The 23,514-nt window shown below is 56.2% G+C and carries 21 protein-coding genes; 11 read left to right on the top strand and 10 right to left on the bottom strand.

The window, feature by feature from the left end:
• Positions 1 to 10: 10 nt before the first annotated feature.
• The 3 genes from ACR0ES_RS00540 to ACR0ES_RS00550 are packed head-to-tail and all read right to left on the bottom strand — an operon-like array spanning position 11 to position 2,629.
• Positions 11 to 967, bottom strand: a complete 957-nt coding sequence (locus tag ACR0ES_RS00540; RefSeq protein WP_480472401.1) for a site-specific tyrosine recombinase XerD — start codon at positions 965 to 967, stop codon at positions 11 to 13.
• Positions 968 to 969: 2 nt separating this feature from the next.
• A complete protein-coding gene (locus ACR0ES_RS00545) occupies positions 970 to 2,490 on the bottom strand; it encodes a hypothetical protein (RefSeq protein ID WP_480869204.1) in 1,521 nt (506 codons plus the stop codon).
• The gene (locus ACR0ES_RS00550; protein ID WP_267363898.1) at positions 2,480 to 2,629 is read right to left on the bottom strand and encodes a hypothetical protein; all 150 of its coding nucleotides are present in this window, start codon (positions 2,627 to 2,629) and stop codon (positions 2,480 to 2,482) included. The genes ACR0ES_RS00545 and ACR0ES_RS00550 overlap by 11 nt, the downstream gene beginning before the upstream one ends.
• A gap of 79 nt (positions 2,630 to 2,708) precedes the next feature.
• Between ACR0ES_RS00550 and ACR0ES_RS00555 the strand changes: the two genes are divergently transcribed.
• Both ACR0ES_RS00555 and aroB read left to right on the top strand, forming a co-directional pair.
• Entirely contained in the window at positions 2,709 to 3,296 is a 588-nt protein-coding gene (locus tag ACR0ES_RS00555; RefSeq protein ID WP_480772617.1) for a shikimate kinase, read from the top strand.
• On the top strand, positions 3,296 to 4,408 hold the full coding sequence (aroB, locus tag ACR0ES_RS00560) for a 3-dehydroquinate synthase (RefSeq protein ID WP_480772618.1): 1,113 nt from the start codon (positions 3,296 to 3,298) through the stop codon (positions 4,406 to 4,408). Before ACR0ES_RS00555 ends, aroB begins: the two co-directional genes overlap by 1 nt.
• A 9-nt stretch (positions 4,409 to 4,417) precedes the next feature.
• Here aroB and ACR0ES_RS00565 read toward each other — a convergent pair whose 3' ends face one another.
• Positions 4,418 to 5,488 carry a site-2 protease family protein gene (locus ACR0ES_RS00565; RefSeq protein WP_480772619.1) on the bottom strand — a complete coding sequence of 357 codons (1,071 nt, stop codon included), beginning with the start codon at positions 5,486 to 5,488 and terminating at the stop codon, positions 4,418 to 4,420.
• A gap of 18 nt (positions 5,489 to 5,506) precedes the next feature.
• Entirely contained in the window at positions 5,507 to 5,995 is a 489-nt protein-coding gene (gene ssb / locus ACR0ES_RS00570; RefSeq protein WP_267363903.1) for a single-stranded DNA-binding protein, read from the bottom strand.
• Positions 5,996 to 6,196: 201 nt separating this feature from the next.
• Between ssb and ACR0ES_RS00575 the strand changes: the two genes are divergently transcribed.
• From ACR0ES_RS00575 to ACR0ES_RS00585, 3 genes are all read left to right on the top strand, one after another.
• A complete protein-coding gene (locus ACR0ES_RS00575) occupies positions 6,197 to 6,775 on the top strand; it encodes a lytic transglycosylase domain-containing protein (RefSeq protein WP_480481225.1) in 579 nt (192 codons plus the stop codon).
• Positions 6,776 to 6,871: 96 nt separating this feature from the next.
• Entirely contained in the window at positions 6,872 to 7,834 is a 963-nt protein-coding gene (locus ACR0ES_RS00580; RefSeq protein ID WP_267363905.1) for a LuxR C-terminal-related transcriptional regulator, read from the top strand.
• A gap of 130 nt (positions 7,835 to 7,964) precedes the next feature.
• Positions 7,965 to 8,951 (top strand): MBL fold metallo-hydrolase, encoded by a 987-nt coding sequence (locus ACR0ES_RS00585; RefSeq protein WP_480537707.1) that lies wholly within the window; start codon positions 7,965 to 7,967, stop codon positions 8,949 to 8,951.
• Between the two features lie 111 nt (positions 8,952 to 9,062).
• On the opposite strand, the gene ACR0ES_RS00590 is transcribed toward ACR0ES_RS00585, so the two are convergent.
• The 5 genes from ACR0ES_RS00590 to miaA form a co-directional block, all read right to left on the bottom strand.
• Positions 9,063 to 11,150 (bottom strand): ABC transporter ATP-binding protein, encoded by a 2,088-nt coding sequence (locus ACR0ES_RS00590; RefSeq protein WP_267363907.1) that lies wholly within the window; start codon positions 11,148 to 11,150, stop codon positions 9,063 to 9,065.
• A gap of 93 nt (positions 11,151 to 11,243) precedes the next feature.
• The gene (locus ACR0ES_RS00595; RefSeq protein ID WP_209504114.1) at positions 11,244 to 12,707 is read right to left on the bottom strand and encodes an ABC transporter permease; all 1,464 of its coding nucleotides are present in this window, start codon (positions 12,705 to 12,707) and stop codon (positions 11,244 to 11,246) included.
• A gap of 13 nt (positions 12,708 to 12,720) precedes the next feature.
• The gene (locus tag ACR0ES_RS00600; RefSeq protein ID WP_209504113.1) at positions 12,721 to 13,767 is read right to left on the bottom strand and encodes an ABC transporter permease; all 1,047 of its coding nucleotides are present in this window, start codon (positions 13,765 to 13,767) and stop codon (positions 12,721 to 12,723) included.
• Between the two features lie 123 nt (positions 13,768 to 13,890).
• A complete protein-coding gene (locus ACR0ES_RS00605) occupies positions 13,891 to 15,561 on the bottom strand; it encodes an ABC transporter substrate-binding protein (protein ID WP_480537709.1) in 1,671 nt (556 codons plus the stop codon).
• Between the two features lie 353 nt (positions 15,562 to 15,914).
• Entirely contained in the window at positions 15,915 to 16,808 is an 894-nt protein-coding gene (gene miaA, locus ACR0ES_RS00610) for a tRNA (adenosine(37)-N6)-dimethylallyltransferase MiaA (RefSeq protein ID WP_480537711.1), read from the bottom strand.
• Positions 16,809 to 16,905: 97 nt separating this feature from the next.
• Here miaA and pyrH point away from each other — a divergent pair, with 97 nt between their 5' ends.
• From pyrH to ACR0ES_RS00640, 6 genes are all read left to right on the top strand, one after another.
• On the top strand, positions 16,906 to 17,658 hold the full coding sequence (gene pyrH / locus ACR0ES_RS00615; RefSeq protein WP_209504110.1) for a UMP kinase: 753 nt from the start codon (positions 16,906 to 16,908) through the stop codon (positions 17,656 to 17,658).
• Between the two features lie 262 nt (positions 17,659 to 17,920).
• On the top strand, positions 17,921 to 19,147 hold the full coding sequence (locus tag ACR0ES_RS00620) for an aminotransferase class V-fold PLP-dependent enzyme (protein WP_480565024.1): 1,227 nt from the start codon (positions 17,921 to 17,923) through the stop codon (positions 19,145 to 19,147).
• Between the two features lie 48 nt (positions 19,148 to 19,195).
• Complete coding sequence (locus ACR0ES_RS00625; protein WP_480869651.1) at positions 19,196 to 20,620, top strand: cryptochrome/photolyase family protein; 1,425 nt, start codon at positions 19,196 to 19,198, stop codon at positions 20,618 to 20,620.
• A gap of 69 nt (positions 20,621 to 20,689) precedes the next feature.
• On the top strand, positions 20,690 to 21,901 hold the full coding sequence (locus ACR0ES_RS00630; protein ID WP_480772939.1) for a class I SAM-dependent methyltransferase: 1,212 nt from the start codon (positions 20,690 to 20,692) through the stop codon (positions 21,899 to 21,901).
• 11 nt (positions 21,902 to 21,912) lie between these two features.
• Entirely contained in the window at positions 21,913 to 22,353 is a 441-nt protein-coding gene (locus ACR0ES_RS00635) for a TrgA family protein (RefSeq protein WP_480485825.1), read from the top strand.
• 36 nt (positions 22,354 to 22,389) lie between these two features.
• Complete coding sequence (locus ACR0ES_RS00640; protein WP_480556355.1) at positions 22,390 to 23,496, top strand: NUDIX domain-containing protein; 1,107 nt, start codon at positions 22,390 to 22,392, stop codon at positions 23,494 to 23,496.
• Positions 23,497 to 23,514: the final 18 nt, after the last annotated feature.

Here is a 23,514-nt window from a genome sequence, read left to right on the forward strand (position 1 = left end):
AATCAAGGTCTTAGCCCTTGTCCTCATTGCGGTCCTTGCTCAGCGGGTGATGTTGCAACACCAGTTCCGCCAGACGTTCATCCAGAACATGCGTATAGATTTCTGTCGTCGCTACGTCTGCATGGCCCAATAACGTCTGGATCGATCTCAGATCAGCGCCGTTGGCCAGCAGATGCGTGGCGAATGCATGGCGCAGCGTGTGTGGTGTGACTTTTTCAGAAGAAACACCACCCCGTACAGCCAGCTCTTTCACCAGCAAAAAGAACCTGTGCCGTGTCAGATGACCGGACTTTCCGCGTGATGGGAACAGAAAGCGCGAGCGCTGAGCGCCTTTTTCCGCGGCCAAGTCCTCGGCCTCGTCCCGCGCGGTCAGCCACGCGGCCAAAGCATCCCGGGCCGGGGGCGACAGGGGGACCATTCGCTCTTTACCCCCTTTCCCCAGCACCAGCAGCATCCGGGGATCGCCACGGGCCGAAGAGACGGGCAGGGAGACAAGCTCAGTCACCCGCATTCCTGTGGCGTACAAAACTTCCATCAGGCAGGTGTTTCTTAGCCTGTCAGATTCGGTTCGCCCGGTTTTTCGAGCAGCCTCCAGCAAACGATCAACTTCGGGCACATCCAGCGTCTTGGGCAGCCGTTTCTGCCGGCCGGGACCTTTGATCTGAATGGCAGGATTGGTCGCGCGCCAGCCTTCCTCGAAGGCAAACCGGTACAGCTGCTTGATAGCAGACAAACGCCGTGCGCGGGTCGAACGTGACAAGCCCTGTGCATCGCAGTCGATCAGGTAGGCTTCGATCAGGTCGCGATCTGCCTGATCAAATCCGGATTTCTTGCGGTCCAGCCATTCGGCAAAATCTTTCAGGTCGCGCCCATAGGCCAGCAGCGTATTGGTAGCCGCGCCAAGCTCTGCCGCCTGCGCCTGCAAGAACGTTGAAATCCACAGGGCGTCTGATGCCGGAGAGCCCATGATCAACGCTTTTGCAGGATCAAAAGGGACAGGGCCGCACGTCGCGCGGTGTCTTCCAACCCAACGCGCCGGAATGTTGCAATCGCCGCTGTCAGGTCCACCAGATTGCCCCGTGCGCCATGTGCAAACAGTTGCATGGCTTCAATAATGGCTTCGCCCAATTGACCGTTGGCCAGCAGCGCATCAATGTCGCCCGGCACAGGCGCTGCCCATTCAAACCCCTGAGCGACAGCATCAGCCAAAGGGGACGGGGACACCGCGCGCCCGGGGTCACCTTGTGCCAAAGCGGCAAGAAATCGGGTTTCGTTGGATGTGTCGGGCGCTGCCAAGGCGGCCTGTTCGTAAAGCCCCGACAGCATCAGAATACGCCAGCGCAGGATTTCGGTGGTGGCAACCGGCAATGTGACAGACGACAAGCGCTCGGCGAACAGTTCGGCAAACGGAACCTCAAGCCCGACACCGCGCATCTGTTGCCAGACCGGTTGCAAAGTCTTTCCGATCGCTTCCGCGTTCCCGGTGTCTAACGCGCTTTCAAAACGCTGAACGGCGGCCACCCGATCCCAGACAGCACCTGAGGCTGCCGGATCACGCTCGGTATAAAGGCCCAGCAGCTGATTGGGGGTTAATGCGCCAATACGGGTAAGCCGTTCCGCTGCTTCGATCTGTGCCTTCCAACCCGCGACATCGCGCAGATCCGCATTGGCAAACGCCCGCGGCAGCGGAGCGGAAGGAAGCCGTTCGCCAATTGCCTCAAACAAACGGAACGTCAGGGGATCAGGGTTTTCCGGCTGCGGCAGGTAAGCTGCGCCTTCATACAGTTCCGGGCTGAGGAAACGGTCCAGAACCGCCAGATCCTCGGGTGGAAGGATTTCAAGCGCATGTGCCGCCTCAAGCGTCAGCGCAGCCGAAGCCCAATCCCCGCGGCGGGCCTTGCAGAAGATCTGAGCCGCATAGTCCCGCGAAAGATACGGTTCGGCAATAAGGGCGGTACAACTGCGATCCTCGTCCCCGGTCAAGAGCGTCGCATCGAACCAGCGCTTGAACCGGTCCTGCGTGTCAGTGGGTCCGGCCAGTTGAACAAGCGATTGTGCCGGATCAGCGGCACCCAGTTGCATCAACCGATCCAGCCGGGCCAGCAAAAGGGTTTCTTCGGCCAGAGGTCCCGACGGCGCGCGGGTTTCAGACAAGAGCAACGTGAACAACAAACGCTGCATGGCCGGGTTGTCACGCACGTGGACGTCGGCGATCAGTTCGGCCAGGCGATCCGCCTCGCTGCCCTGCCAAAGGTCGACGGGCAGACCGGTGACAGAGGACGAAACAAGGCCCAGCGGCTGCGATAGTGCCTCAAGCGAAGTCACCTCAATTTCCGGCAATGCGCCATCTTGCGTAACCGGTGGTTCCAGCAGAACGGTTCCCGGCAGGTTTTCCGGCGGGTCTGTCAGCCATTCGATGGCGGATAAGGGTTCCTGCGCATGTGCCGACCCGGCCAGTGTGATTGCCAAAAGCAGTTGCTTAGTTGACATCCAGTACAACCGGCTCGCGAATTTCACTTTGAGGCGCAGAGAAATCCACACCAAAGAATGGACCGACATAGGCATAGGCAACCAGCCCGATGAATGTCAGGCACAGAACATATATCAGGAACTTGATCAGACGGCTCATGGCGTCACGCTGCCTCAATTTTTGATTTTGACCAAGTTATAACTGGCATTTTTCCCAAGATCACGTCATTCACGGTGAAATGAGCGAAATTAAGCATAACACGCATTCAGCGGACGCGCAGACCCGATTTGATCTGCACAAAACCGTGGTTCTGGTGGGCATGATGGGGGCCGGTAAGACGGCCGTGGGCCGCGCTTTGGCCGCGCGTCTGGGTGTTCCCTTTCTGGATAGTGATGCTGAAATCGAATCAGCCGCCAACATGACCATCCCCGAAATCTTTGAGCGGGACGGGGAGCCGTTTTTTCGCACCAAGGAAACACAGGTCATCAGCCGCCTGCTGGACGAAAAAAAAGGCATCCTTTCAACGGGTGGCGGGGCGTTTCTTCAGCCTGACAACCGGCGTTTGATCACCTTGCGTGGGGCGTCTGTCTGGTTGCGGGCAGACCTGAAAGTTTTGTGGAGCCGAGTTCGCCACAAGGACACGCGCCCGCTGCTTCGTACCGCTGATCCTTTTGCGACTTTGAAAGCCCTCTACGAGGCGCGTGTTCCGGTTTACGCCGAGGCGGATCTGATCGTGGATTCAGATGGCGAAACTTCGATCGAGAATATGGTGGACCGGGTTGTCGACGCCTTGTTGGCGCGCCCTGATGTTTTGGAAATCAGATAATGCATCAAACAGTACACGTTGAACTTGGCGACAGGTCATATAACGTTGAGATCGGTCCGGATCTTCTGGCGCGCGCGGGCGATTGGATTGCACCGCTATTGGCGCGTCCTAAGGTGGCCGTCCTGACAGATGAAAATGTCGCTGATCTGCATCTGGAAACGCTGCGTGCGGGTCTGAAAACCACCGGGATCGAAATGTCCGCGCTGGCCTTACCCGCCGGAGAGGCAACAAAAAGCTGGCCACATTTCGAACGCGCGGTTGAGTGGCTGTTGACTGAAAAGGTTGAACGCAGCGACGTTGTTGTGGCCCTTGGTGGTGGGGTAATTGGTGATCTTGCCGGCTTTGCCGCAGCCGTTCTGCGCCGAGGTGTTCGGTTCGTACAAATCCCCACGTCTTTGCTGGCGCAGGTCGACAGCTCTGTCGGGGGGAAAACAGGGATCAACGCCCCTCAGGGGAAGAACCTGATCGGCGCTTTTCATCAGCCATCGCTGGTTCTGGCCGATACATCTGTGTTGCAGACCATGTCCCAGAGGGACTTTCTTTCAGGGTATGGCGAAGTGGTGAAATACGGCTTGCTTGGGGATGCTGATTTCTTTGAATGGCTTGAGGCGAACGGGCGAAGTGTGTCTTCAGGCGACATGGCCGCACGTGTGCGTGCGGTAACCCGCTCGGTTCAGATGAAAGCCGATATCGTGGCCCGGGATGAAACCGAACAAGGTGACCGCGCCCTGCTGAATCTGGGGCACACCTTCTGCCATGCCTTGGAGGCCGCCACAGGGTATTCCGACCGTCTTTTGCATGGCGAGGGCGTGGCCATCGGCTGTGCACTTGCGTTCGAGCTTTCGTCCCGCCTTGGCCTGTGTTCACAAGAGGACCCAAGCCGGGTACGCGCACATCTGCGGGCGATGGGCATGAAAACGGATCTGGCTGATATTCCGGGCGAATTGCCAAGTGCCGAGGTGCTGGTGGATCTGATGGGGCAGGACAAAAAAGTCGTGGACGGCCAACTGCGGTTTATCCTGGCCCACGGAATTGGTCAGGCATATGTGACTTCGGATGTGCCGAAGGATGCGGTCTTGTCGGTTCTGTCGGACGCTCTCGCCCCGGTGTGACGCAAGGGGTTAACGACCCTGAATGACCATCAGCTCGCCGATGTTTTCGCGGGTTATGTAACCGATCATGCGACCGCCATGGGTCAGAACTGCAATGGCCGGCGCCCCATTGTGCAGGTGTTCCAGCACGTCCTCAAGGCCGGTTGTCAGCAGGACTGTGGGGACGTTTGTATCCATGATCGAGGTCGCGGGTGCGGTTCTGGGCTGGTCGCTTGCAAGGGCGGTGAACAGGCGATCGCGTGTCACAAAGCCCAGCAACGTGTGATTTGGGTCCAGTATCGGAAATTCGTGCTGCGTGGTGTGAATGACGGCTTGTGCAGCTGTGCTCAGCGTATCACTGGGAGAAAGTGCGTGAAACTCGGTGATCATCGCGTCACGGGCCAGAACACGACGAACCGCAGATCGCAAAGCGACTTCCTGGCTTTCTGCATTGGCTGCAAAGAACACGAATACGGCGATCAATACCAGAATTGGATTGCCAGAGCTCAGCCCTAGAAATCCAAACCCGATGGCGACAACCTGGCCACCAACGGCTGCAATTCGGGTGGCTTTGACACGATTCATGCGTAAACACAGTAGGGCGCGAAAGACGCGGCCTCCGTCCATTGGGAAGGCCGGGATCAAGTTGAAGATGGCCAAAAGCAGATTGATATAGGCCAGCTTGTCCACAATCCTCACATTTGGTGACTCCAATTGCGCGAGGGTCTCAAGCGGCATACCTGCGCCAAGCGCGGCAAGGCCAATAAAGATAGCGATATTCACTGCCGGACCCGCAAGCGCCACCAGAACCTCTTGCATCGGTTTTTCCGGCATTCTCTCAAGCCGGGCCAGGCCGCCGATGGGCAGAAGGGTGATGTCGGGGGTTTTGATGCCATAGCGCCGCGCCATAAGGGCGTGACCGAACTCATGCGCGACAACGCAGGCAAACAGCGCCAGAACAAAGAGAAGGTTCTCAATCGCGGCTGGCATTCCACCGGCTGAGAAAGCGGCAAAACCGACCCAAGCGAGCAGCAGAAAAAAGGTGACATGGACCCTCAATTCGGACCCGAGCAATCGGCCGAGAGAGAAGGACCATGTCATGTTGTTTCTCCGTTCTACTTAGAACGGAATCTCGTCGTCGTCGATTCCGCCCGATGCAGGCGCCGGAGAGCTGGATGGACCGCCATAGGGGTCACCGTAACCGCCACCGGCCTGGCCGCCACCATAACCGCCGCCGCTGCCGCCACCGCCTTCGCCACGACCGTCCAGCAGGGTCAGTTCCCCGCGATAAGGGCGCAGGACAACCTCGGTCGTGTACCGATCCTGACCGGACTGATCCTGCCATTTGCGGGTTTCCAGCTGGCCTTCGATATAAACCTTGCTGCCCTTGCGCAGATATTGCTCGGCGATGCGGGCCAGCGGTTCCGAGAAGATAGCAACCGAATGCCATTCTGTCCGTTCACGACGTTCACCCGTGTTGCGGTCTTTCCAGTTTTCCGAGGTGGCAATGCGCAGGTTGCACACTTTGCCACCGTTCTGGAACGACCGGACTTCGGGGTCGCGGCCAAGATTTCCCACCAGAATGACCTTGTTGACTGAACCCGCCATGTAAATCCTCGTTCTGTTCTGCGTAAATGCGCCGAATCTGGCGCAATGAGTTTCGTGAGACCCTATACGGCCTGCATCATGGTTGAAAACAGTTGATACAACACTGTCGAACAAGAGTCTTACTGTACTATTTACCAAGCTTTCATTTTTTGCGGGAATACCTATACTCCCACTGGTTTTGATCGAGCAGGATAAGCAAAGATGCGTTCTTGGGTTGCTGGGTTTTCCGTTGCCTGCCTTGTATTGGCCGTTGCGCCGGTGCAGGCACAAACATTGTCCAGCAAAAGCCGCAAGGATATTTTCCTGAAACAGGCGAAGGTTCTGGATTCTCGTGCGGCAACCCAGTACCGCGACTCGGCCCGGCTGAAACCCAAAACAACGCGCGATCAGGTCAGCAAACGATATTCAGGAAAATATCGCGGAGAATATCTGGAAATCGCGCGGCGTGTTGCCCGCCTTCACAACATTCCTGAAGATCTGTTTTTGCGTCTCGTGCAGCAGGAAAGTGGATGGAACCCTCAGGCGAAGTCACATAAAGGTGCGTTGGGATTGGCGCAACTTATGCCACAAACGGCCGAGCTTTTGGGCGTAAACCCGCATGATCCCAAGCAGAACCTCGAAGGCGGTGCTAGATATCTGTCCTGGCAGTACCGCAAGTTCAAATCGTGGCCTTTAGCGCTGGCGGCCTATAACGCGGGGCCTGATGCGGTTGAAAAGCATGGTGGTATCCCGCCGTACAAGGAAACCCAGAACTACGTAAAGATTATCTGGGGCGGCTGAAACCGATGCTGCGCCGCAGAGTGTCGTATTCTTGATTCAGTGTAACGCCTCCAACTAACCTGACAGGGTATCGCCCAATAACTGGTGAGGCCCCTTATGCCTGCTGATCACCCGCAGATTCCCAAAGAAACGCTGGCAAACTGGCAGCAACTTGTTGATCTGGTCGCAGAACTGGCCGACGTGCCCGCAAGCCTGATCATGAAAACCGACGCGCCGGATCATGCGGTTTTGATCACATCCGATCACCCCGAGAATCCATATCCGGTCGGTCTGAGTTTCCAGTTGAACCCCAAGCTATATTGCCAGGGTGTTCTGGAGCGTGACGGAGAATTGGTGGTCGAGGACGCCAAATGTGATCCGGTTTGGGCGGACAACGACGACCTGGAACACGGAATGACCTTTTACATCGGCTTACCGCTGAAATGGCCCGATGGCTCGGTGTTTGGCACAATCTGTGTTCTGGACCGTAAACAGAACCGGCGGGCCTTGTTGTTCCGAGAGGGGCTGGCGCAGTTCGCGCGCATGGTCGAGTCGGATTTGGCTTTGTTGCAAGAGGTTTATCTGAGACGCGCGTTGGAGGAGAAACTGAACGAAACACTTGCCCAGCTTGAAACGCGTGTTTCGGATCGAACCCGAGAGTTGCAGGAGACGAACACAGCGTTGCGCGTATTGCTCTCAAGTCTCGACGATGACCGCAAGAACCGGGATCACGAAATCGTCGAGCAGGTTCGAAGCAGAGTTTTGCCGTATCTTGAAAAGGTTCGGGCGCAGCTTTCCGGCGACGAGGCGCAATTTGTCTATCTTGAGCTGGCCGAAAAGAACCTGAACGAGATCACATCTTCGCTGTCTGACAAGTTGACGGATGCCTTCGCGGCAATGACCCCGACCGAAATGGAAATTGCGCAGATGGTCATGTTTGGGAAAACCACAAAGGACATTGCCAAGGCCCTGTCCCGAGAGACGTCGACAATCGATTTTCACCGCAACAACATTCGTCGAAAACTAGGACTTGAGGGACGGGATCAAAACCTGCGCAGTCATTTGCTCTCGATTTCGTGAATGCCGAATATGGGGATTGCCCCCATATTTCACCCCCATTTTTTCGGTCTGAGCCGATGTGCTTTGGCTTGTTACCCTCTGGGTTGAGGTGCGGAAAAACGGCGCACGTCCAACAGAGAGGTACAAAGATATGGATCGCAAGGATCTGAAACCGACCATCCTGAAAGGGGACAGGGATCATCTGGCACCGGGGCTGTCTCGGCGGTCATTTTTCATGGCGGCAGGTGCTGCCGGTGTTGGCGCGACAGCTTCAGTGCTGGGGGCAAAACCGGCCGAGGCGCAATCGCAAGCCTGGTTGCAGCCAGGAAACAATAACCACGTGATCGACCTGCAGGGATCGACGGGTCAGGCCAGTGCCGGAGTTGTCGGTATCGACTATTATGGCCATTGCGCCATAAAGATCACCTCGCCCAACGGCGCAACGGTCCTGTTCGACCCCTGGCGTGATGACCCGTCGGGCGCGTGGGGGCTTTGGTTCCGCAATGAATTCCCCCAGATCCCGGTGGACATTACCTTGTCGACACATGCGCATTTCGATCACGACGCGATCGAACGACCAAGCTCGACCATGGTGCTGGACAGGATGGTGGGCAATTTCGAGTTCGCCGATATCAAGATCACCGGTTTTGCAGATAAACATGCCTGCGTGGCGCCGGGGTGGTACAACTGGACCAATGCACTGGCCGAGTTTGGGGTCGAAGCCTGCCCACCGAACAATGTGGGTCATATGGATATGGTGGTCTATCTGGTGGAAACAGGCGGCATTCGTACGCTGATCTGGGGTGATAATCGCCACAATCCGCCTCAGGAGTTTTGGGACGCCGTCGGACAGGTCGATGTTCTGACCCTTCCGGTAGACGGGTCGCAACATATCCTGAGTTTCGATCAGGGTAATGACATCGTGGCCAAGCTAAAGCCCAAGATCATTATCCCAACTCATTACCTGAACGAAGTCACGTCTTATACGCTGACCACGCTGCAATCAGCAGACGAGTGGGTAAAGGGACAGCAAAGCTATCAGATGCTTGACAGTGCCAGCCTGAAACTGGAGGCCGGAGAGATTGCTGGTATGAACCAGGAGTTCATGCATTTCGGCAACAATGTCATGACCGGCTGAGAGTCTTACAGGGAACCACCACTCACAGGCGCCGCCAGTTTCCTCGTGAAACGCGGCGCTCACAGAAAGGGCCGGTCAACGACCGGCCCTTTCCAGTGAAGATCCGCAAACCTACTCGGCCGCGACTTTGATCACGGGTTGCATCCGTGCCAGCACCTCTTCGGACAAGTGGCACTTCACCTGATGACCCTCGGCCAATGTCTGCACCGGTGGCACATGTGACTCGCAGCGGCCGTCAGGCACTTCGGATTTCCAGCGACACCGTGTCTGGAACGGGCATCCCGGTGGCGGGTTCATGGCTGAAGGAATATCACCTTCCAGTACGATGTGCTGCTTTTCGACCGATGTATCGGCGATGGGAACAGCACTCAGAAGCGCTTCGGTATAAGGGTGGTAGGGGGGGGCAAAAACCTGATCAGTTGTGCCCAGCTCGACCACGTGGCCCAGATACATCACCATCACTCGGTCGCTGAGGTATCGCACGATGGAAAGGTCATGGCTGATGAACAGCAACGTGGTTTTGTGCTCGCGCTGAATTTCCATCAGCAGGTCGGTCACCGCAGCTTGCACCGAAACGTCCAGTGCCGATACGGGCTCGTCGGCTACCACAATGCGCGCATCGCCGGCAAAGGCGCGCGCGATACCTACGCGCTGCTTCTGGCCACCCGACAGCTGACGCGGCATTCTGTCGGCAAAGGCGCGCGGCAGTTTTACCAGATCCAGCAGCTCCAGCATCCGCTTCTTGCGCTCGGCCTCGGAATTGCCAACACCGAAGATTTCCAATGCCCGGATGATCTGGCGCCCAACGGTCATCGACGGGTTCAGCGTGTCGAACGGGTTCTGAAACACCATCTGAACTTCACCAACGGTCTTTGCGTCGCGCTCTTCTATGGGCACCTGTTCGATATTGCGGTTGTCCAGAAGAATCTGCCCGTCCGTGGCCGTCTCAAGACCCATGAGAACTTTGGCAAAGGTGGACTTGCCGCAACCGGATTCGCCCACAATGGCCAACGTCTCGGATTCATGCGCCTCGAAACTGAGCGTTTCGTTTGCCTTCACAACCTTCTTTTCGCCACCGCCGAACAGGGCATTTGCTGCAACCTCATAGTATTTCTTGAGGTTGTCCATCTTCAGAACGACCCTGCCGATCTCACCTTTCTCTTTCTGTTCACCCACCGTGATTGGTGCGTTCCAGTCAATCTCTTTGAATTTAAGGCAACGGGTATGGTGCCGGTCATTTCCGGGCACCGCCTCCATCAGGATGTCCTTGGCGTCACAGCGACCTTCTTCGAAATAGTCGCAGCGCGGACCGAAGTTACAACCAGGGGGCCGCTCATGGGGTAGGGGAAAGTTCCCCGGTATAGCCACCAGCGGACGCGAATTCTTGTCGGCCCCCGGCAGCGGGATCGACCGGAACAGGGCCTGCGTGTAAGGATGCTGCATCTCGTCAAACACATCCTTGATCGAGCCGCGCTCGACCGCCTCACCCGAATACATCACGCAAAGCCGGTCACAGGTTTCAAGAACCAGCCCGAGGTTGTGCGAAATGAACAGCATCGAGGTGCCGTATTTCTTGCCCAGATCCTTCACCAGCTCGACCACGGCAGCCTCAACCGTCACGTCAAGTGCCGTTGTTGGTTCGTCAAGGATCAGCAGCGCCGGTTTCGACATCAAGGCCATCGCGATCACGATGCGCTGCTGTTGACCGCCTGACAGCTGGTGCGGGAACGAGTTGAGCATTCGCTCGGGGTCCGGCAAGCGCACATCGGTGACAACTTCCAGCGCGCGCGAATACGCTTCTTCCGCGCTGACGCCCTCGTGAATCATGGGCACTTCCATCAGCTGCTTACCGATCTTCATTGCCGGGTTCAGTGAGGCCATCGGCTCCTGATAGATCATCGCGATCTCATTGCCGCGTATGTCGCGCAATTCGTCTGAACTCATTTCCGCCAGATCACGACCCTTGAACTTGATCGTACCACCAACGATGCGACCATTTTTGCCAAGGTCCTGCATGACACCCAGCGCCACCGTGGATTTGCCGCAACCGGATTCACCGACCAGACCAACAGCTTCACCGGGTTGCACACTGACAGAGAAATCCATCACGGCCGGAATTTCCCGCAGGCGGGTAAAGAAGGAAATCGACAGCTTGTCGATCTCAAGGATCGGGCCGTCATAATCCGCCATCTTGCTCATCTTGTATCTCCTCGCCAGATCGAGGGGATCCTCTTCATCTGGCTAAAAATATCTCGGGGGGTCCGGGGGGCTGGCCCCCCGGTCGCTTTCACATCAGTCTTTCAGACTTTCTTCGCGCAACCCGTCGGCCAGCAGGTTCAGACCCAGAACCAGCGTCAACAAGGCCAGCGCGGGTGGCAGAGCAGGGTGCAGGTAGATCGACAAAAGCTTGCGCCCCTCGTTGATCGTCGACCCCCAGTCAGGGCTTTCAGGTGGCAGGCCCAGACCAAAGAAACCTAAGGTTCCCAGTAGGATGGTGGTATAGCCAATACGCAGACAGAAATCGACGATCAGCGGGCCGCGCGCGTTGGGTAGGATTTCCCACAACATGATGTACCACGGACCTTCGCCACGGGTTTGTGCTGCCGCCACGTAGTCCCGTGTTTTGATGTCCAGCGCCAGTCCGCGCACGATGCGGAACACGGTCGGCGAATTCACAAAGACCACCGAGACAAAGACCACCAGAATACCGCCTGGAATATCGAACAGATCCAGATAGGTCGGCAGCCCCCAGATACGATAGGCGTCGGTATTGATGATGTAGCCACCAGTCGAAATCAGAGACAGGTAGAACCAACCCGCTACCCCTAAAACTCCGATCAGCAGCGGTGTTCGGAAGTTTGGTCTGGTATAGTAGCGTGAGTTCAGCAGCACGCCGAGGAATATGATCGGGAATACGAACAAAACGGCCGCCATATAGTTCGGTACACCGGTCGCAACGATCTCGGGCGTGACCAGCAGATAGAACAGCAGGATCACCGGGAAGGCCAGGATCAGGTTCGCAAGGAACGACAGCAAAGTATCCAGCCGACCACCATAATAGCCTGCCGGAAGACCCAGCGTGATGCCAACCATGAAGGCAAACATCGTGGCAAGCGGGGCGATCTGAACAACAATCCATGCCCCTTTGACCATGCGGCTGAACACATCGCGCGCCAGATTGTCGCCACCCAGCAGATACCAGGCGTATTGACCGTCCTCTAGATTGGAAAGTGGCGTACCTGGCACTTTGTTCTTCATGCCCGAAACCTGCGACAGCGGGTCATGCGTGACGATCAAATCCATCGCGCCGAATACTCCGGTGAAAACCCAGAACATTACAAGGCCAAAGCCGATCATGCCGATGGGACTGTCAAACAGTTTGCCGTAGAGGCCAAGCTTGCGTTTGAAAGCGATCGACATGGCATAAAGGATGATCAACGACACCCATACGGGCAAAAACTGCTGGGACATGGCGCCAATAATCCCGGCGCTTGTGCCCATTAGTACGCCCAGTACGATATAGGCGAGCGCGATTCCGACACTGGCCAAGAAACTGTAGCGCAGTGCAAGTTGTATCAGTGTCCGCAGGCCCGAGCTTGAGCTCAACGTACCGTCCGGGTTCACCGTCATCTGGTCTTCGGGCAGCACGATGCTGGCCAGCATCCAGACGGCAATTGACAAGACCATTAGCGCAAGGCCAAGGGCAAAAAGCGGGTTCAGGAAGGCGATAGAGCCGGTCCAGGTAAGTGGTTCCATGATCTAACCCTCCTTAAGAAATGCGGATGCGCGGGTTGAGGTAGACATAGCCGATATCCGAAATCAGCTGGGTCACCAGCACCACAAAGACCGACACGACCGAAATCGCCAGCAACAGCTGAATGTCGTTATTGCCTGCGGCCTGAACCAGCGCCCAGCCGAAGCCCTTGTAGTTGAACAGGGTCTCGACGATCACTACACCATTCAGCAGCCAGGGGAACTGCAGCATGATGACGGTGAACGGTGCGATCAGCGCGTTACGCAACGCATGCTTCATGACGATATTCGGGAACGAAACACCCTTCAGGCGCGCGGTGCGGATATATTGCGCCGTCATCACTTCGGTCATCGAGGCGCGGGTCATCCGTGCAATATAGCCCATCCCATAAAGCGCAATGGTCAGGACCGGCAGGAAGAAGTTTTCAAAGGTCGGGTTCTCCATCGCTTGCGTGGCCGTACCCTTGAACCACTTCAATCCAACTGCAGAAGAGGTGAAGATGGCGATAAAGATCACGCCCGAGACGTATTCCGGTGTCGCCGTCGTTGTGATGGCGAAGGTCGACAGCGTCCTGTCGGTGGCAGATCCTTCTTTCATTCCTGCCAAAACACCAAGGATCAACGCAGACGGAACCATCAGCAGCATGACCCAGAGCATCAGACGGCCAGTCAGAGCCAATCTGTTGCCAACAACGGTCGAAACCTCTTCTTTGAAGACAGTCGAATAGCCCCAATACCCTTGCAGGATTCCGCAAAAATTCGGAGATTCTTCGGCGGTTTTGCCCGGCAGGATGCATCTTCCCTGAACGGTTCCGTCTTCATTCGTGTACCGATAAGATGGTAGGACACCCAGCCATTCGCCGTATTTTATCGGAGTGGATTGGAGGTAACCATTTTTGCTCAGGTAGCTCTCAACCTGTTCATCCGACATCCGAAAGTTGCCCTGCGTTTTCGCCAGCTTCTCGAGATTCGGATAGAGGTTGGTCAAGAAGAAAACCAGGAATGTCAGACACAATGCCGTCAACAGCATGATGCCAACGCGCCTTAGAATGAAAAGTCCCATATTTGCCCCTGTGGGTCGGCTAGCGCGGGTTTCATGGAACGCCACGCTTAGCTGTTATTATTTGTTCGTCGCATTCAGGACGAAGAGGCCGTGCCAGGGTGGCGCGGCCTTTTGCGTTTTGGCTCAGGACGTAAAGCCGAACTTATAAAGCTGCGGCAGGTCTGCGATATGCTTTTCGACACCCACCAAATTGTCGCGGTGATGGCGCATCGCTGTCCGCCAATAAGGCTGGATCGTGACACCTTCGTCGATCATGATCCCCTGCAGTTTGGCCATCACTTCACGACGTTTGTCGACATCTGCGATCGAGTTCGCCTCGGCCAGCAACGCATCAAACTCTGCATTGGCAAAACCGGATTCGTTCCACGCGACTCCCGATTTATAGGCCAGTGCCAGAACCTGAGTGCCCAATGGGCGGTGGTTCCAGTTCGTCGACGAGAAGGCGTATTTCGTCCAGTCGTTCCAGAAGGTCGACCCCGGCAGAACTGTATGCTTGGCCTTGATGCCCGCGTCGTTCAGCTGCGCTACAACCGCGGCCGTGGTGTTACGGCGCCAGTCATCGTCGATTGATTGCACTTCGTGCTCAAAATCACCCATACCCGCTTCGTCCATCAGGGCTTTCGCCCCGGCAGGATCATACGGGATACGAGTCACGGCCGAGTCATGTTCAGGGTGCATCGGCCCGACGTGGCAGTTGTCTGCTGGAATGCCGTAGCCTGACATGCCCAGCTCCAGGCACACTTCGTTGTCCACCGCCATGGCCAAAGCCTGACGAACGCGCTTGTCGCCGTAGATCTTGTTGCCGTTTTCGTCTTCGGCCAACTGGTTCGGGCGGATAACGATGGTGAAGCCCGACGGGATTTCCGAGCGCACAAGCCCAATTCCGTCGAAGATGTCGACGAATTCGCCAACAGATTCCCAGTTCATGTCGATCTCTTCGGCCTCATAAGCCGCAAGGAATGCAGCCGGGTCAGTGCCGTAGTCGATGAACTCGATGCGGTCGATATAGCCGCCTTTTCCGGCCTCATATCCCCACCAGTCGAAGCCTTCGTTGCGCACCAGCACGCCTTTAACGCCAACTTCGTGGCTGTCAGGCAGCATGAAACCTGTGCCGACCGGGTTTGAAAGCATGTCGTTCGCATCGAAGCTGCTATGAACGATTGCGGCGGGATAGTCCGCCATGCCCGGGATGATCGTGATGTCAGGCGCGTTGCACTTCAGTTTGACAGTATGGGAGTCGACAACGGTGATTGCGCCGTCCGCAGCTTTCTGAGTGCTTTCGTCGATAAGCGACGCCATACGCGATGCCATCGAGTTGCCTTCCAGACCAGCGTCACACCATCCTTCTATGTTGCGGGCCACGTCTTCGGCTGTGAAGTCATCGCCATTGTTCCACTTTACGCCCTTGCGAACGTTCAATGTGTATTCGGTGGCGTCGGCGTTGGCTTCCCAGCTTTCCAGCAGCATTGGCTTGAACGAGCCGTCGTTGTTGTATTCAACGAGGTACTCCAGCCAGCCTGCTGTGAAAGTGGCAATTTGCGTCCAGTCATAGGTTCGCGGATCTTTGAGCGCGCGCACTTCCATCTGGTAGCGGATGGTACCACCGCGCTGCGGCTCTTGTGCCGCCGCAGGCGATTGCAGACCGATCAAACCATAGGCCGTCGGTACAGCGACACCCAGCGCCGTCGCGCGGACCAGAAATTCCCGGCGGCTAAGCTTGCCGTCACGGTATTCCTGCGCGTGCATCTCGGCCGCCCAGTGCACCTTGTCGTTGGTGATTGCCGTATTGGTCATAAATGTCTCCCTGTGACATTGATTTTGTTGATTTGTTCTTGTTCTAAGCGACGCGGGCTTGTCCGGTCGAAAGAAAGAAGGATTCCGGTTTTTGGACTCTGTGCATCCCCATGCCGCCATTCGGCACCAGAAATCACTCAACGTCAACGTTCGGAATCGACATAAAATGCACAAAAACGACGTTACCGCATTGTTGATATTTCGATAGGGATATACCTATATGACACACCGCAGGGGGAGCCTCTTGCGGAATTTCGATGTCAAATTACTGATAAAAGACGAGAAACTTCTTCTTTATCTGTTGATCAAATTGCTTTCGCTATCAAATCCAGCGGAATGAACAACACCAGATATCACTTTGAGAAATCGACGTGATTCCATGTTTTCATTCTTGCCCGAAACCACGTGCGTTGACGTTTGGCAAATTGCCGGGTCGAGATTGTGGCCCGTTCACGGGCCTGATCCAAAGTCAGTGTTCCATCCAGATAGGCCATAAGCTCTGGCACACCAATGGCTTTGCAGGCGGGAAGAGCGGGGTCGAAACGATCCCGCATGGCGCGTACTTCGTCGATTGCGCCCAGCTCCAGCATCTGATCAAAACGGCGTTCAATCCGATCCAGAAGCCACGTTTTGTCGACGTCAAAAACGATAGGAACCGCATCATCCAGCCGTAAAATTGGCGGTGGCGTATCGGCCTGCCAAGATAACAGGCTGCGACCAGTGGCGCGCTGCACTTCCCAAGCGCGCTGCACGCGCGCGCGGTTCTGCATATCCAGGCCAGACAGTGTCTGTTCGTCGACCCCGGCGACCAGCTCGGCAACGGTCAGCAAGTCTGCTTCGGCCCGCACCTGCGCTGGGGTCGCAGGAATTTCGGCCATGCCTTCGGTCAGGGCCGAGAAATACAATCCTGTCCCGCCGACAATGATTGGCCGCTGGCCCCCGGTTAGCAGTGGCACCACTTCTCGCAGCCAGTGACCGGCAGAATAGTCCTGATCATAGGCGATGTGACCATAGAGCAGATGCGGCACGCGTGTTTCTTCTTCGACAGATGGTCGGGCCGAGATCACTCGCCAGCAGTCATAGACCTGACTTGCGTCTGCATTGACGACGACCCCGCCATGCCGTTCGGCGATCTCCAGCGCCAGTGCTGATTTCCCGGATGCCGTCGGCCCTGCAATCAGGACAGGTTTGTCGTCGGGAATAGGGGGTAATTGCTGAAATATCGCGTCTGTTGATCGCCGGGTCATATGCGGTTGCCTCAATCCTCACCAACCGCATTGAACCTGCGGAGCTTTTGCTTCATTTTGCGCCGGAAATTAACCCCGTGCCAGCCCGGAGCGCAACATGAGCCTTTCCCCGTCTTCTGAAACTGCCGAAACCCCGAAAACCACATACAAACGTGTCATGTTGAAAATTTCAGGAGAGGCATTGATGGGGGATCAGGGCTTTGGCCTGCACCCGCCGACAGTTCAACGCATCGCGCAAGAGGTGAAATCGGTTCACGATCTGGGCGTTGAGATCTGCATGGTTATCGGTGGCGGAAACATTTTCCGGGGCCTGAGTGGATCTGCTCAGGGTATGGAGCGGACGACAGCAGACTATATGGGGATGTTGGCCACGGTGATGAACGCACTGGGTATGCAATCTGCCCTGGAAGAGATTGGGGTGTTCACCAGGGTCATTTCGGCCATTCGCATGGATGAAGTGTGCGAGCCGTATATCCGCCGCCGCGCCGTACGACACCTTGAAAAGAAAAGGGTTTGCATCTTTGCGGCCGGCACCGGCAACCCGTATTTCACCACCGACACCGCGGCGACCTTGCGCGCCAATGAAATGGCGTGTGAGGCGATTTTCATGGGCAAGAACGGTGTCGACGGCGTTTACGACAAGGATCCCAAACAACATGCCGACGCGGTGCGTTATGACACGGTCACCTATGACGACGTTCTAGCCAAGCGGTTGCGGGTCATGGATGCGTCAGCCATCGCGCTGGCGCGTGACAACAACCTGCCTCTGATCGTCTTTGGTCTGGATGAGCCCGGCGGTTTCCGTGGAATTCTTGCAGGCGAGGGGACATATACCAAAGTTCAGGGTTGAGGCCCGAACGAGACCCGCCCCAGAGTGTTGGAAATTCAGCCCCGGCAACCCCGCCGGGCTTTTTCTTTTGCTTCAGCTTGACGGTCGCGGATGGTGCTGTCTAAGTAGCGTTGTCCTTCCGAAGAGAAGGGCTGCCCGGTGTTTCGTCAGCTCATGGCGCAAGCACAGGCTGGGCTGGAAGACCTGCCATGATTTCTGAGATGTCCGGAAACATGAGCGGGCATCTTGTTGATATGACAGCACAACTAAGGAGCAATGAGGCATGAGCTCTCTGGATATCGATTTCGTTCGGGCACAGTTTCCGGCTTTTTCCGAACCCAGCCTGGAAGGACAGGCTTTTTTTGAGAACGCTGGCGGGTCTTATACTTGCAAGCCGGTGATCGACCGGTTGACGCGGTTCTATACGCAACGAAAGGTTCAGCCCTACGCCCCGTATGAAGCAAGCCGTCTTGCAGGTGCCGAGATGGATGAGGCACGTGCGCGCATGGCCGCCATCCTGGGTGTTGAAACTGATGAGTTGAGCTTTGGCCCTTCGACAACACAGAATACCTATGTTTTGGCGCAGGCATTCCGGCAGTGGATGAAACCCGGTGAGGCGATTGTCGTGACCAATCAGGATCACGAGGCAAATTCGGGCCCATGGCGTCGTCTGGCCGAGGCAGGGATTGAGGTGAGGGAGTGGCAGATCGATCCGGAAACCGGATCACTGAACCCACAGGATCTGGAAAACATGTTGGACGAAAAAGTGCGTCTGGTCTGTTTCCCGCATTGTTCCAATGTCGTGGGCGAGATTAACCCGGTCACCGAGATCACTGCGATTGCCCACGCGGCTGGTGCATTTGTCTGCGTGGACGGCGTATCTTACGCCCCGCATGGGTTTCCGAATGTTGGCGATCTGGGGCCGGATATCTATCTGTTTTCAGCCTATAAAACTTACGGCCCGCATCAAGGCTGCATGGTCATTCGCCGCACACTGGGAGAGTTACTGCCCAACCAAGCGCATTATTTCAACGCTGACGTTCTGTATAAACGCTTTACCCCGGCGGGCCCGGATCATGCACAGATTGCTGCAAGTGCAGGTATGGCCGATTACGTCGAGCTCTTGTGTGCTCATCACGGCGGGCCTGACATGGGCGCGGCAGAGCAGGGTGCCTTTGCCCATGATCTAATGCGCGCGCATGAGGTGTCCTTATTGCAACCGGTTCTGGATGCGGTAAAGGATCGCAATGCGGTGCGTCTGATCGGCACATCAGACGCCACCCGGCGCGCGCCGACTGTTGCGCTGTCGTTGAACTGCCCGGCTGAACCGGTTGCAGCGGAACTGGCGCAATACGGTGTTATGGCTGGTGGCGGCGACTTTTATGCTGTGCGCCCATTGCAAGCGATGGGAGTAGATCCGGCACAGGGCGTTTTGCGGGTCAGCTTTACGCATTATACCTCGCAGCAGGAGATTGATCAGCTTTTGGAGGCGCTTGAACGCGTTTTGTGATCCACTCTGCTTGGGGCTTCGTAGAACGAAGAAAACCTCAGGGTGGATATGGAAAACGAGCCGTCTCCGATCATCTTATGGTTCCGACGGGATCTGCGCCTGTCGGACCATTCGGCATTGACTGCTGCTGTTGCAAGCGGTCGTCCGATCATACCAGTCTTTGTTCATGACCCTCTTGTGCAACACCTTGGCGCGGCCCCGAAATGGCGGTTGGGGTTGGGTCTGGAGGTCTTTTGCGACGCTCTGACGAGGCTTGGTAGCCGTCTGATCCTGCGGCGTGGCGATGCGCTTGAGCAATTGCGGACACTTGTCAAAGAGACGGGCGCAAAGGCTGTCTATTGGTCGCGGGCCTATGATCCAGCGTCGATCAGACGCGATACACAGATCAAAACGGCGCTGTCCGAACTGGGTGTAAGCGCAAAGTCGTTTCCTGGTCATTTGCTTTTTGAGCCCTGGACAGTAGCAACAAAGCAGGGCCAGCCGTTTCGTGTCTACACCCCTATGTGGCGCGCGGTTCAGCGGCGGGACGTGCCAGCGCCGGATGCGTTGGTGTCACGCTTGGCGGGGCCTGCAACCTGGCCTTCCAGTGATAAACTGAGCACCTGGCATATGGGTGCGGACATGTACCGAGGCGCTGCAATCGTGCGCCCCTATGTCCAACCCGGCGAGAAGGCCGCCCGCGATCGACTTGAGCACTTTCTCGACCAAGTCCCCCGTTATTCCAATGACCGTGACCGGTTGGATCTGGACGGAACATCAAACCTGTCAGAATACCTTTCATTGGGCGAGATCGGGCCACGCACGGTCTGGCACAGGGTTCAACAGGCTGCGATGACGGGAACCCCCGGCGCCGAGGCATTTCTGCGGCAGTTGGTCTGGCGTGAGTTTGCCTATCACCTGATGTTTCACTCACCGCATCTGATGACTGATAACTGGAAAGCGGAATGGGATGATTTCCCGTGGAATATCGATCCAGATCACCCTGAAGTTGCCGCCTGGAGGCAGGCCCGAACCGGAATTCCTGTCGTCGATGCTGGCCTGCGGCAGATGTATGTGACAGGCCGTATGCATAACCGGGCCCGGATGATTGTTGCCAGTTACCTGACCAAACATCTGATGACACACTGGAAAATCGGGATAAACTGGTTCGAGGATTGCCTGATTGACTGGGACCCAGCCTGTAACGCCATGGGCTGGCAGTGGGTTGCGGGATCAGGCCCCGATGCGTCGCCCTTCTTTCGTATATTCAACCCCGAAACGCAGGCGGAAAAGTTTGATCCGCAGGGGGCTTACATGCGGCGCTGGATCGCCGAAGGCCAGACGAAACCCAGTGACGTTGCACTTTCCTATTTCGCTGCGCTTCCCGGTTCATGGAACCTGTGTCCGCAGGCGGATTATCCCGAACCTGTCGTGAAACTGGCGGATGGACGAAACCGCGCCTTGCGTGCGTATGAAAGCCGAAAATCCCACTAAGGAACTGAAAACTTGCCAGAAACAAAATCGCGGCCTAGCCTGATACCTGTGCCGCAGAGGGGAGAGCGGATGGTGCTGACGACGATAGAGGGGCAGTCGGATCTGCCCAGGTATTTCGCCCAGGTGTTCAAGATGCTGGCCCGAATGGAGTCGGGGCGACTAGACATAACATTGCCTGATGGCCGCATCTTTCGCGCAGAGGGGCCAAAGGCAGGGCCTGTTGCTCAGATCGATATCCACGACGGAGATGTTTTTGCCCGTCTGATCCGCGAAGGCGAGCTGGGGTTTTCTGATGCCTACCTTGAAGGACATTGGAGCACGCCTGATCTGCGCTCATTCATGGATCTTGTCCATCTGGGGTCCGAAACCGTCTATGACGGGTTTACTGGAAAGTTCCTTGTCCAGGCCTATGAACGGCTGCGGTTCTGGCTTCATCGCAATAGCCGGACGCAGGCGAAAAAGAATATCTCGTACCACTATGATCTGGGTAACGACTTCTACGGTTTGTGGCTGGATGACACGATGACTTATTCCAGCGCCATTTTTGAGACCGGGCAAGAAAGTCTTGAGAAGGCGCAAACTGCCAAATATGCCAGCCTTGTCGATGAAATGGGGGCCAAACCCGGTGACCACATTCTGGAAATCGGATGCGGTTGGGGCGGTTTTGCCGAATATGCCGCGAAAGAGCGGGGTTTGCATGTAACCGGCCTTACGATTAGTGAGGAACAGTTCAAGTTTGCTAATGAACGTATTGAAAAAGCAGGGCTTTCAGATCAAGTGACATTCAAGTTGCAGGACTATCGCGACGAGCGTGGACAATATGATGGCATAGCCTCAATCGAGATGTTCGAGGCGGTGGGTCAAAAATACTGGCCGGTTTATTTTGAAACCGTTCGTGAGAGGCTGAAGCCAGGGGCGCAAGCGACCTTGCAAATCATAACCGTAAGTGACCACCGCTGGGATTATTACAAGAACGGTGTTGATTTCATTCAGAAATACATATTTCCGGGTGGAATGCTTCCGTCGCCCACGATCCTACGGCAGCAGATCAATCAGGCGGGTTTGAATGTGGTGAAGTCGAAAGAATTCGGCAAAAGTTACGACCTGACGCTGCGGCGGTGGTATGAGACGTTCAATGCAAAATGGGAACAGATCGCAGACCTCGGCTTTGATGAGCGTTTTCGCCGCATGTGGAATTATTATTTGACTGCCTGTGGCGCAGCCTTTGACACGCGCAATTGCGATGTGACACAGATCACCGTATCAAAGCAAGTTAACTGACGGACCGTAACATGCCCACTGCCTCGCGTCTTGTAGCCGCCGTTTGTCTCATCGTGCTGGCATTCATTGTCTCTGGCATGATTATCGAAAACGGTGAAGAAGGTAAGGATTACGGGTACTTTACCCTGGTTAACATGGGCCTTGGCGCGGTATGCGGGTGGGGAATCATGGGCAAGCGTGCAGGGCGCGGCTGGACTGCTGGGATCAATAACGGTCTGACTGGTGTCGCCTCGCTGATTTTCTGGGCGTTGTTCGTGCAGGGCTGTTACGAAATGTTCCGGCTTGCCATGCGCAATCGTTACGGTGGCCCATTTGAGGCCATTCTGGCCATTTTCAAGATCGGGATTGAGTACGGTAAGCTGTTGATTTACCCGGAAATCCTGATTGCATTCCTAATTGGGGCTGTTGTATCGGGACTGGCCACAGAACAGGCCGCCCGATCATGGCGCTGATCCGTTTCCCGACAAGAGAGATCGACTTTGTCTGATTTGTTTTTTTATGGAACGCTGCGACACTTGCCGTTGTTGGAACGCGTTCTTGGTCATCCTCTGAGCAAAACCAAAGCGCGGCCCGCCCAACTTCGAGGCCATGCTGTCCATTCTGTTCAGGGGCAGGATTTCCCAATGATCCTGGAAATGGAAGGTGCCAGTGCCGAAGGTGTACTGGTGCAGGAATTGTCGTCTGTGGATCTGGCCAGGCTTGATTATTACGAAGGGTCATTCGACTATGATCTGAAGCCGTTGAAGGTCGAATTGGAAGACGGGACCGAGGCCGAAGCGCAGGTCTTTTTTCCTGCCCCCGATGCCTGGAGACCGGGTGATTTGTGGTCGCTTCAGGACTGGGCGGACAGATTGGGCGAACTTACAACGCTCGCCGCTGAGGAAGAGATGGCCTATTTCGGGAAGGTTGATCCCCGGATCTTGGCCCGCAGTATTCGCGCCACTCAAACGCGTGCCTGGTCAAAGATTATGGCCGGGCAGCGGAGAACCGGTGATCCGCGGGACATTGCAAAAGACGTGATCGTGCATCGCCATGACCGGGTGTATCTTGATTATTTCGGGATGGAGGAAATCGATCTGCAACATCGGCGGCATGACGGCAGCATGGGGCCGGTACTGCGCCGTGGAAGCTTGTTGCAGGGTAGTGCGGTCGGCGTTCTGCCCTATGATCCGGTCCGCGATACCGTTTTGATCGTGGAACAGTTCAGACCACCGGTTTTCCTGAACAACGATCCGGAACCCTGGCTTTGGGAAGCGGTGGCCGGGATGATTGATCCGGGTGAGACACCCGAACAGGCCGCGCATCGAGAGGCGATGGAGGAGGCGGGTATTCGTTTTGACAGGCTGGAATATGCTGGCGGTGCCTACACCTCGAGCGGATCTTCCACCGGGTTCATGTATCTTTATGTTGGTCTGGGTGAGTTGACGCACACCACAATCACCGGTGGCCTGGACACAGAAGGTGAAGACATCCGCAGTCAAATCCTGCCGTTCGACGAATTCATAGACATGACGGATCGCCATGTTTTCAAGGATCTACAATTGGTGTCTCTGGCTTATTGGCTGGCCCGCCACCGGGACAGATTGCGCGGGTGACTATCCCGCTTGTGGTCG

This window comes from Ruegeria sp. N7 (genome assembly GCF_056531345.1).

Excerpts from the sequence above, each read along its gene's own strand:
- ACR0ES_RS00605 (WP_480537709.1), bottom strand. The coding sequence starts at position 15,561 with ATGACCAATACGGCAATCACCAACGACAAGGTGCACTGGGCGGCCGAG.
- ACR0ES_RS00550 (WP_267363898.1), bottom strand. The coding sequence starts at position 2,629 with ATGAGCCGTCTGATCAAGTTCCTGATATATGTTCTGTGCCTGACATTC.
- ACR0ES_RS00620 (WP_480565024.1), top strand. The coding sequence starts at position 17,921 with ATGAGCTCTCTGGATATCGATTTCGTTCGGGCACAGTTTCCGGCTTTT.
- ACR0ES_RS00575 (WP_480481225.1), top strand. The coding sequence starts at position 6,197 with ATGCGTTCTTGGGTTGCTGGGTTTTCCGTTGCCTGCCTTGTATTGGCC.
- ACR0ES_RS00545 (WP_480869204.1), bottom strand. The coding sequence starts at position 2,490 with ATGTCAACTAAGCAACTGCTTTTGGCAATCACACTGGCCGGGTCGGCA.
- ACR0ES_RS00585 (WP_480537707.1), top strand. The coding sequence starts at position 7,965 with ATGGATCGCAAGGATCTGAAACCGACCATCCTGAAAGGGGACAGGGAT.
- ACR0ES_RS00540 (WP_480472401.1), bottom strand. The coding sequence starts at position 967 with ATGGGCTCTCCGGCATCAGACGCCCTGTGGATTTCAACGTTCTTGCAG.
- ACR0ES_RS00635 (WP_480485825.1), top strand. The coding sequence starts at position 21,913 with ATGCCCACTGCCTCGCGTCTTGTAGCCGCCGTTTGTCTCATCGTGCTG.
- pyrH (WP_209504110.1), top strand. The coding sequence starts at position 16,906 with ATGAGCCTTTCCCCGTCTTCTGAAACTGCCGAAACCCCGAAAACCACA.
- ACR0ES_RS00630 (WP_480772939.1), top strand. The coding sequence starts at position 20,690 with ATGGTGCTGACGACGATAGAGGGGCAGTCGGATCTGCCCAGGTATTTC.
- miaA (WP_480537711.1), bottom strand. The coding sequence starts at position 16,808 with ATGACCCGGCGATCAACAGACGCGATATTTCAGCAATTACCCCCTATT.
- ACR0ES_RS00595 (WP_209504114.1), bottom strand. The coding sequence starts at position 12,707 with ATGGAACCACTTACCTGGACCGGCTCTATCGCCTTCCTGAACCCGCTT.
- ACR0ES_RS00625 (WP_480869651.1), top strand. The coding sequence starts at position 19,196 with ATGGAAAACGAGCCGTCTCCGATCATCTTATGGTTCCGACGGGATCTG.
- ACR0ES_RS00580 (WP_267363905.1), top strand. The coding sequence starts at position 6,872 with ATGCCTGCTGATCACCCGCAGATTCCCAAAGAAACGCTGGCAAACTGG.
- ACR0ES_RS00590 (WP_267363907.1), bottom strand. The coding sequence starts at position 11,150 with ATGAGCAAGATGGCGGATTATGACGGCCCGATCCTTGAGATCGACAAG.
- ACR0ES_RS00555 (WP_480772617.1), top strand. The coding sequence starts at position 2,709 with ATGAGCGAAATTAAGCATAACACGCATTCAGCGGACGCGCAGACCCGA.
- ACR0ES_RS00565 (WP_480772619.1), bottom strand. The coding sequence starts at position 5,488 with ATGACATGGTCCTTCTCTCTCGGCCGATTGCTCGGGTCCGAATTGAGG.
- ssb (WP_267363903.1), bottom strand. The coding sequence starts at position 5,995 with ATGGCGGGTTCAGTCAACAAGGTCATTCTGGTGGGAAATCTTGGCCGC.
- ACR0ES_RS00600 (WP_209504113.1), bottom strand. The coding sequence starts at position 13,767 with ATGGGACTTTTCATTCTAAGGCGCGTTGGCATCATGCTGTTGACGGCA.
- aroB (WP_480772618.1), top strand. The coding sequence starts at position 3,296 with ATGCATCAAACAGTACACGTTGAACTTGGCGACAGGTCATATAACGTT.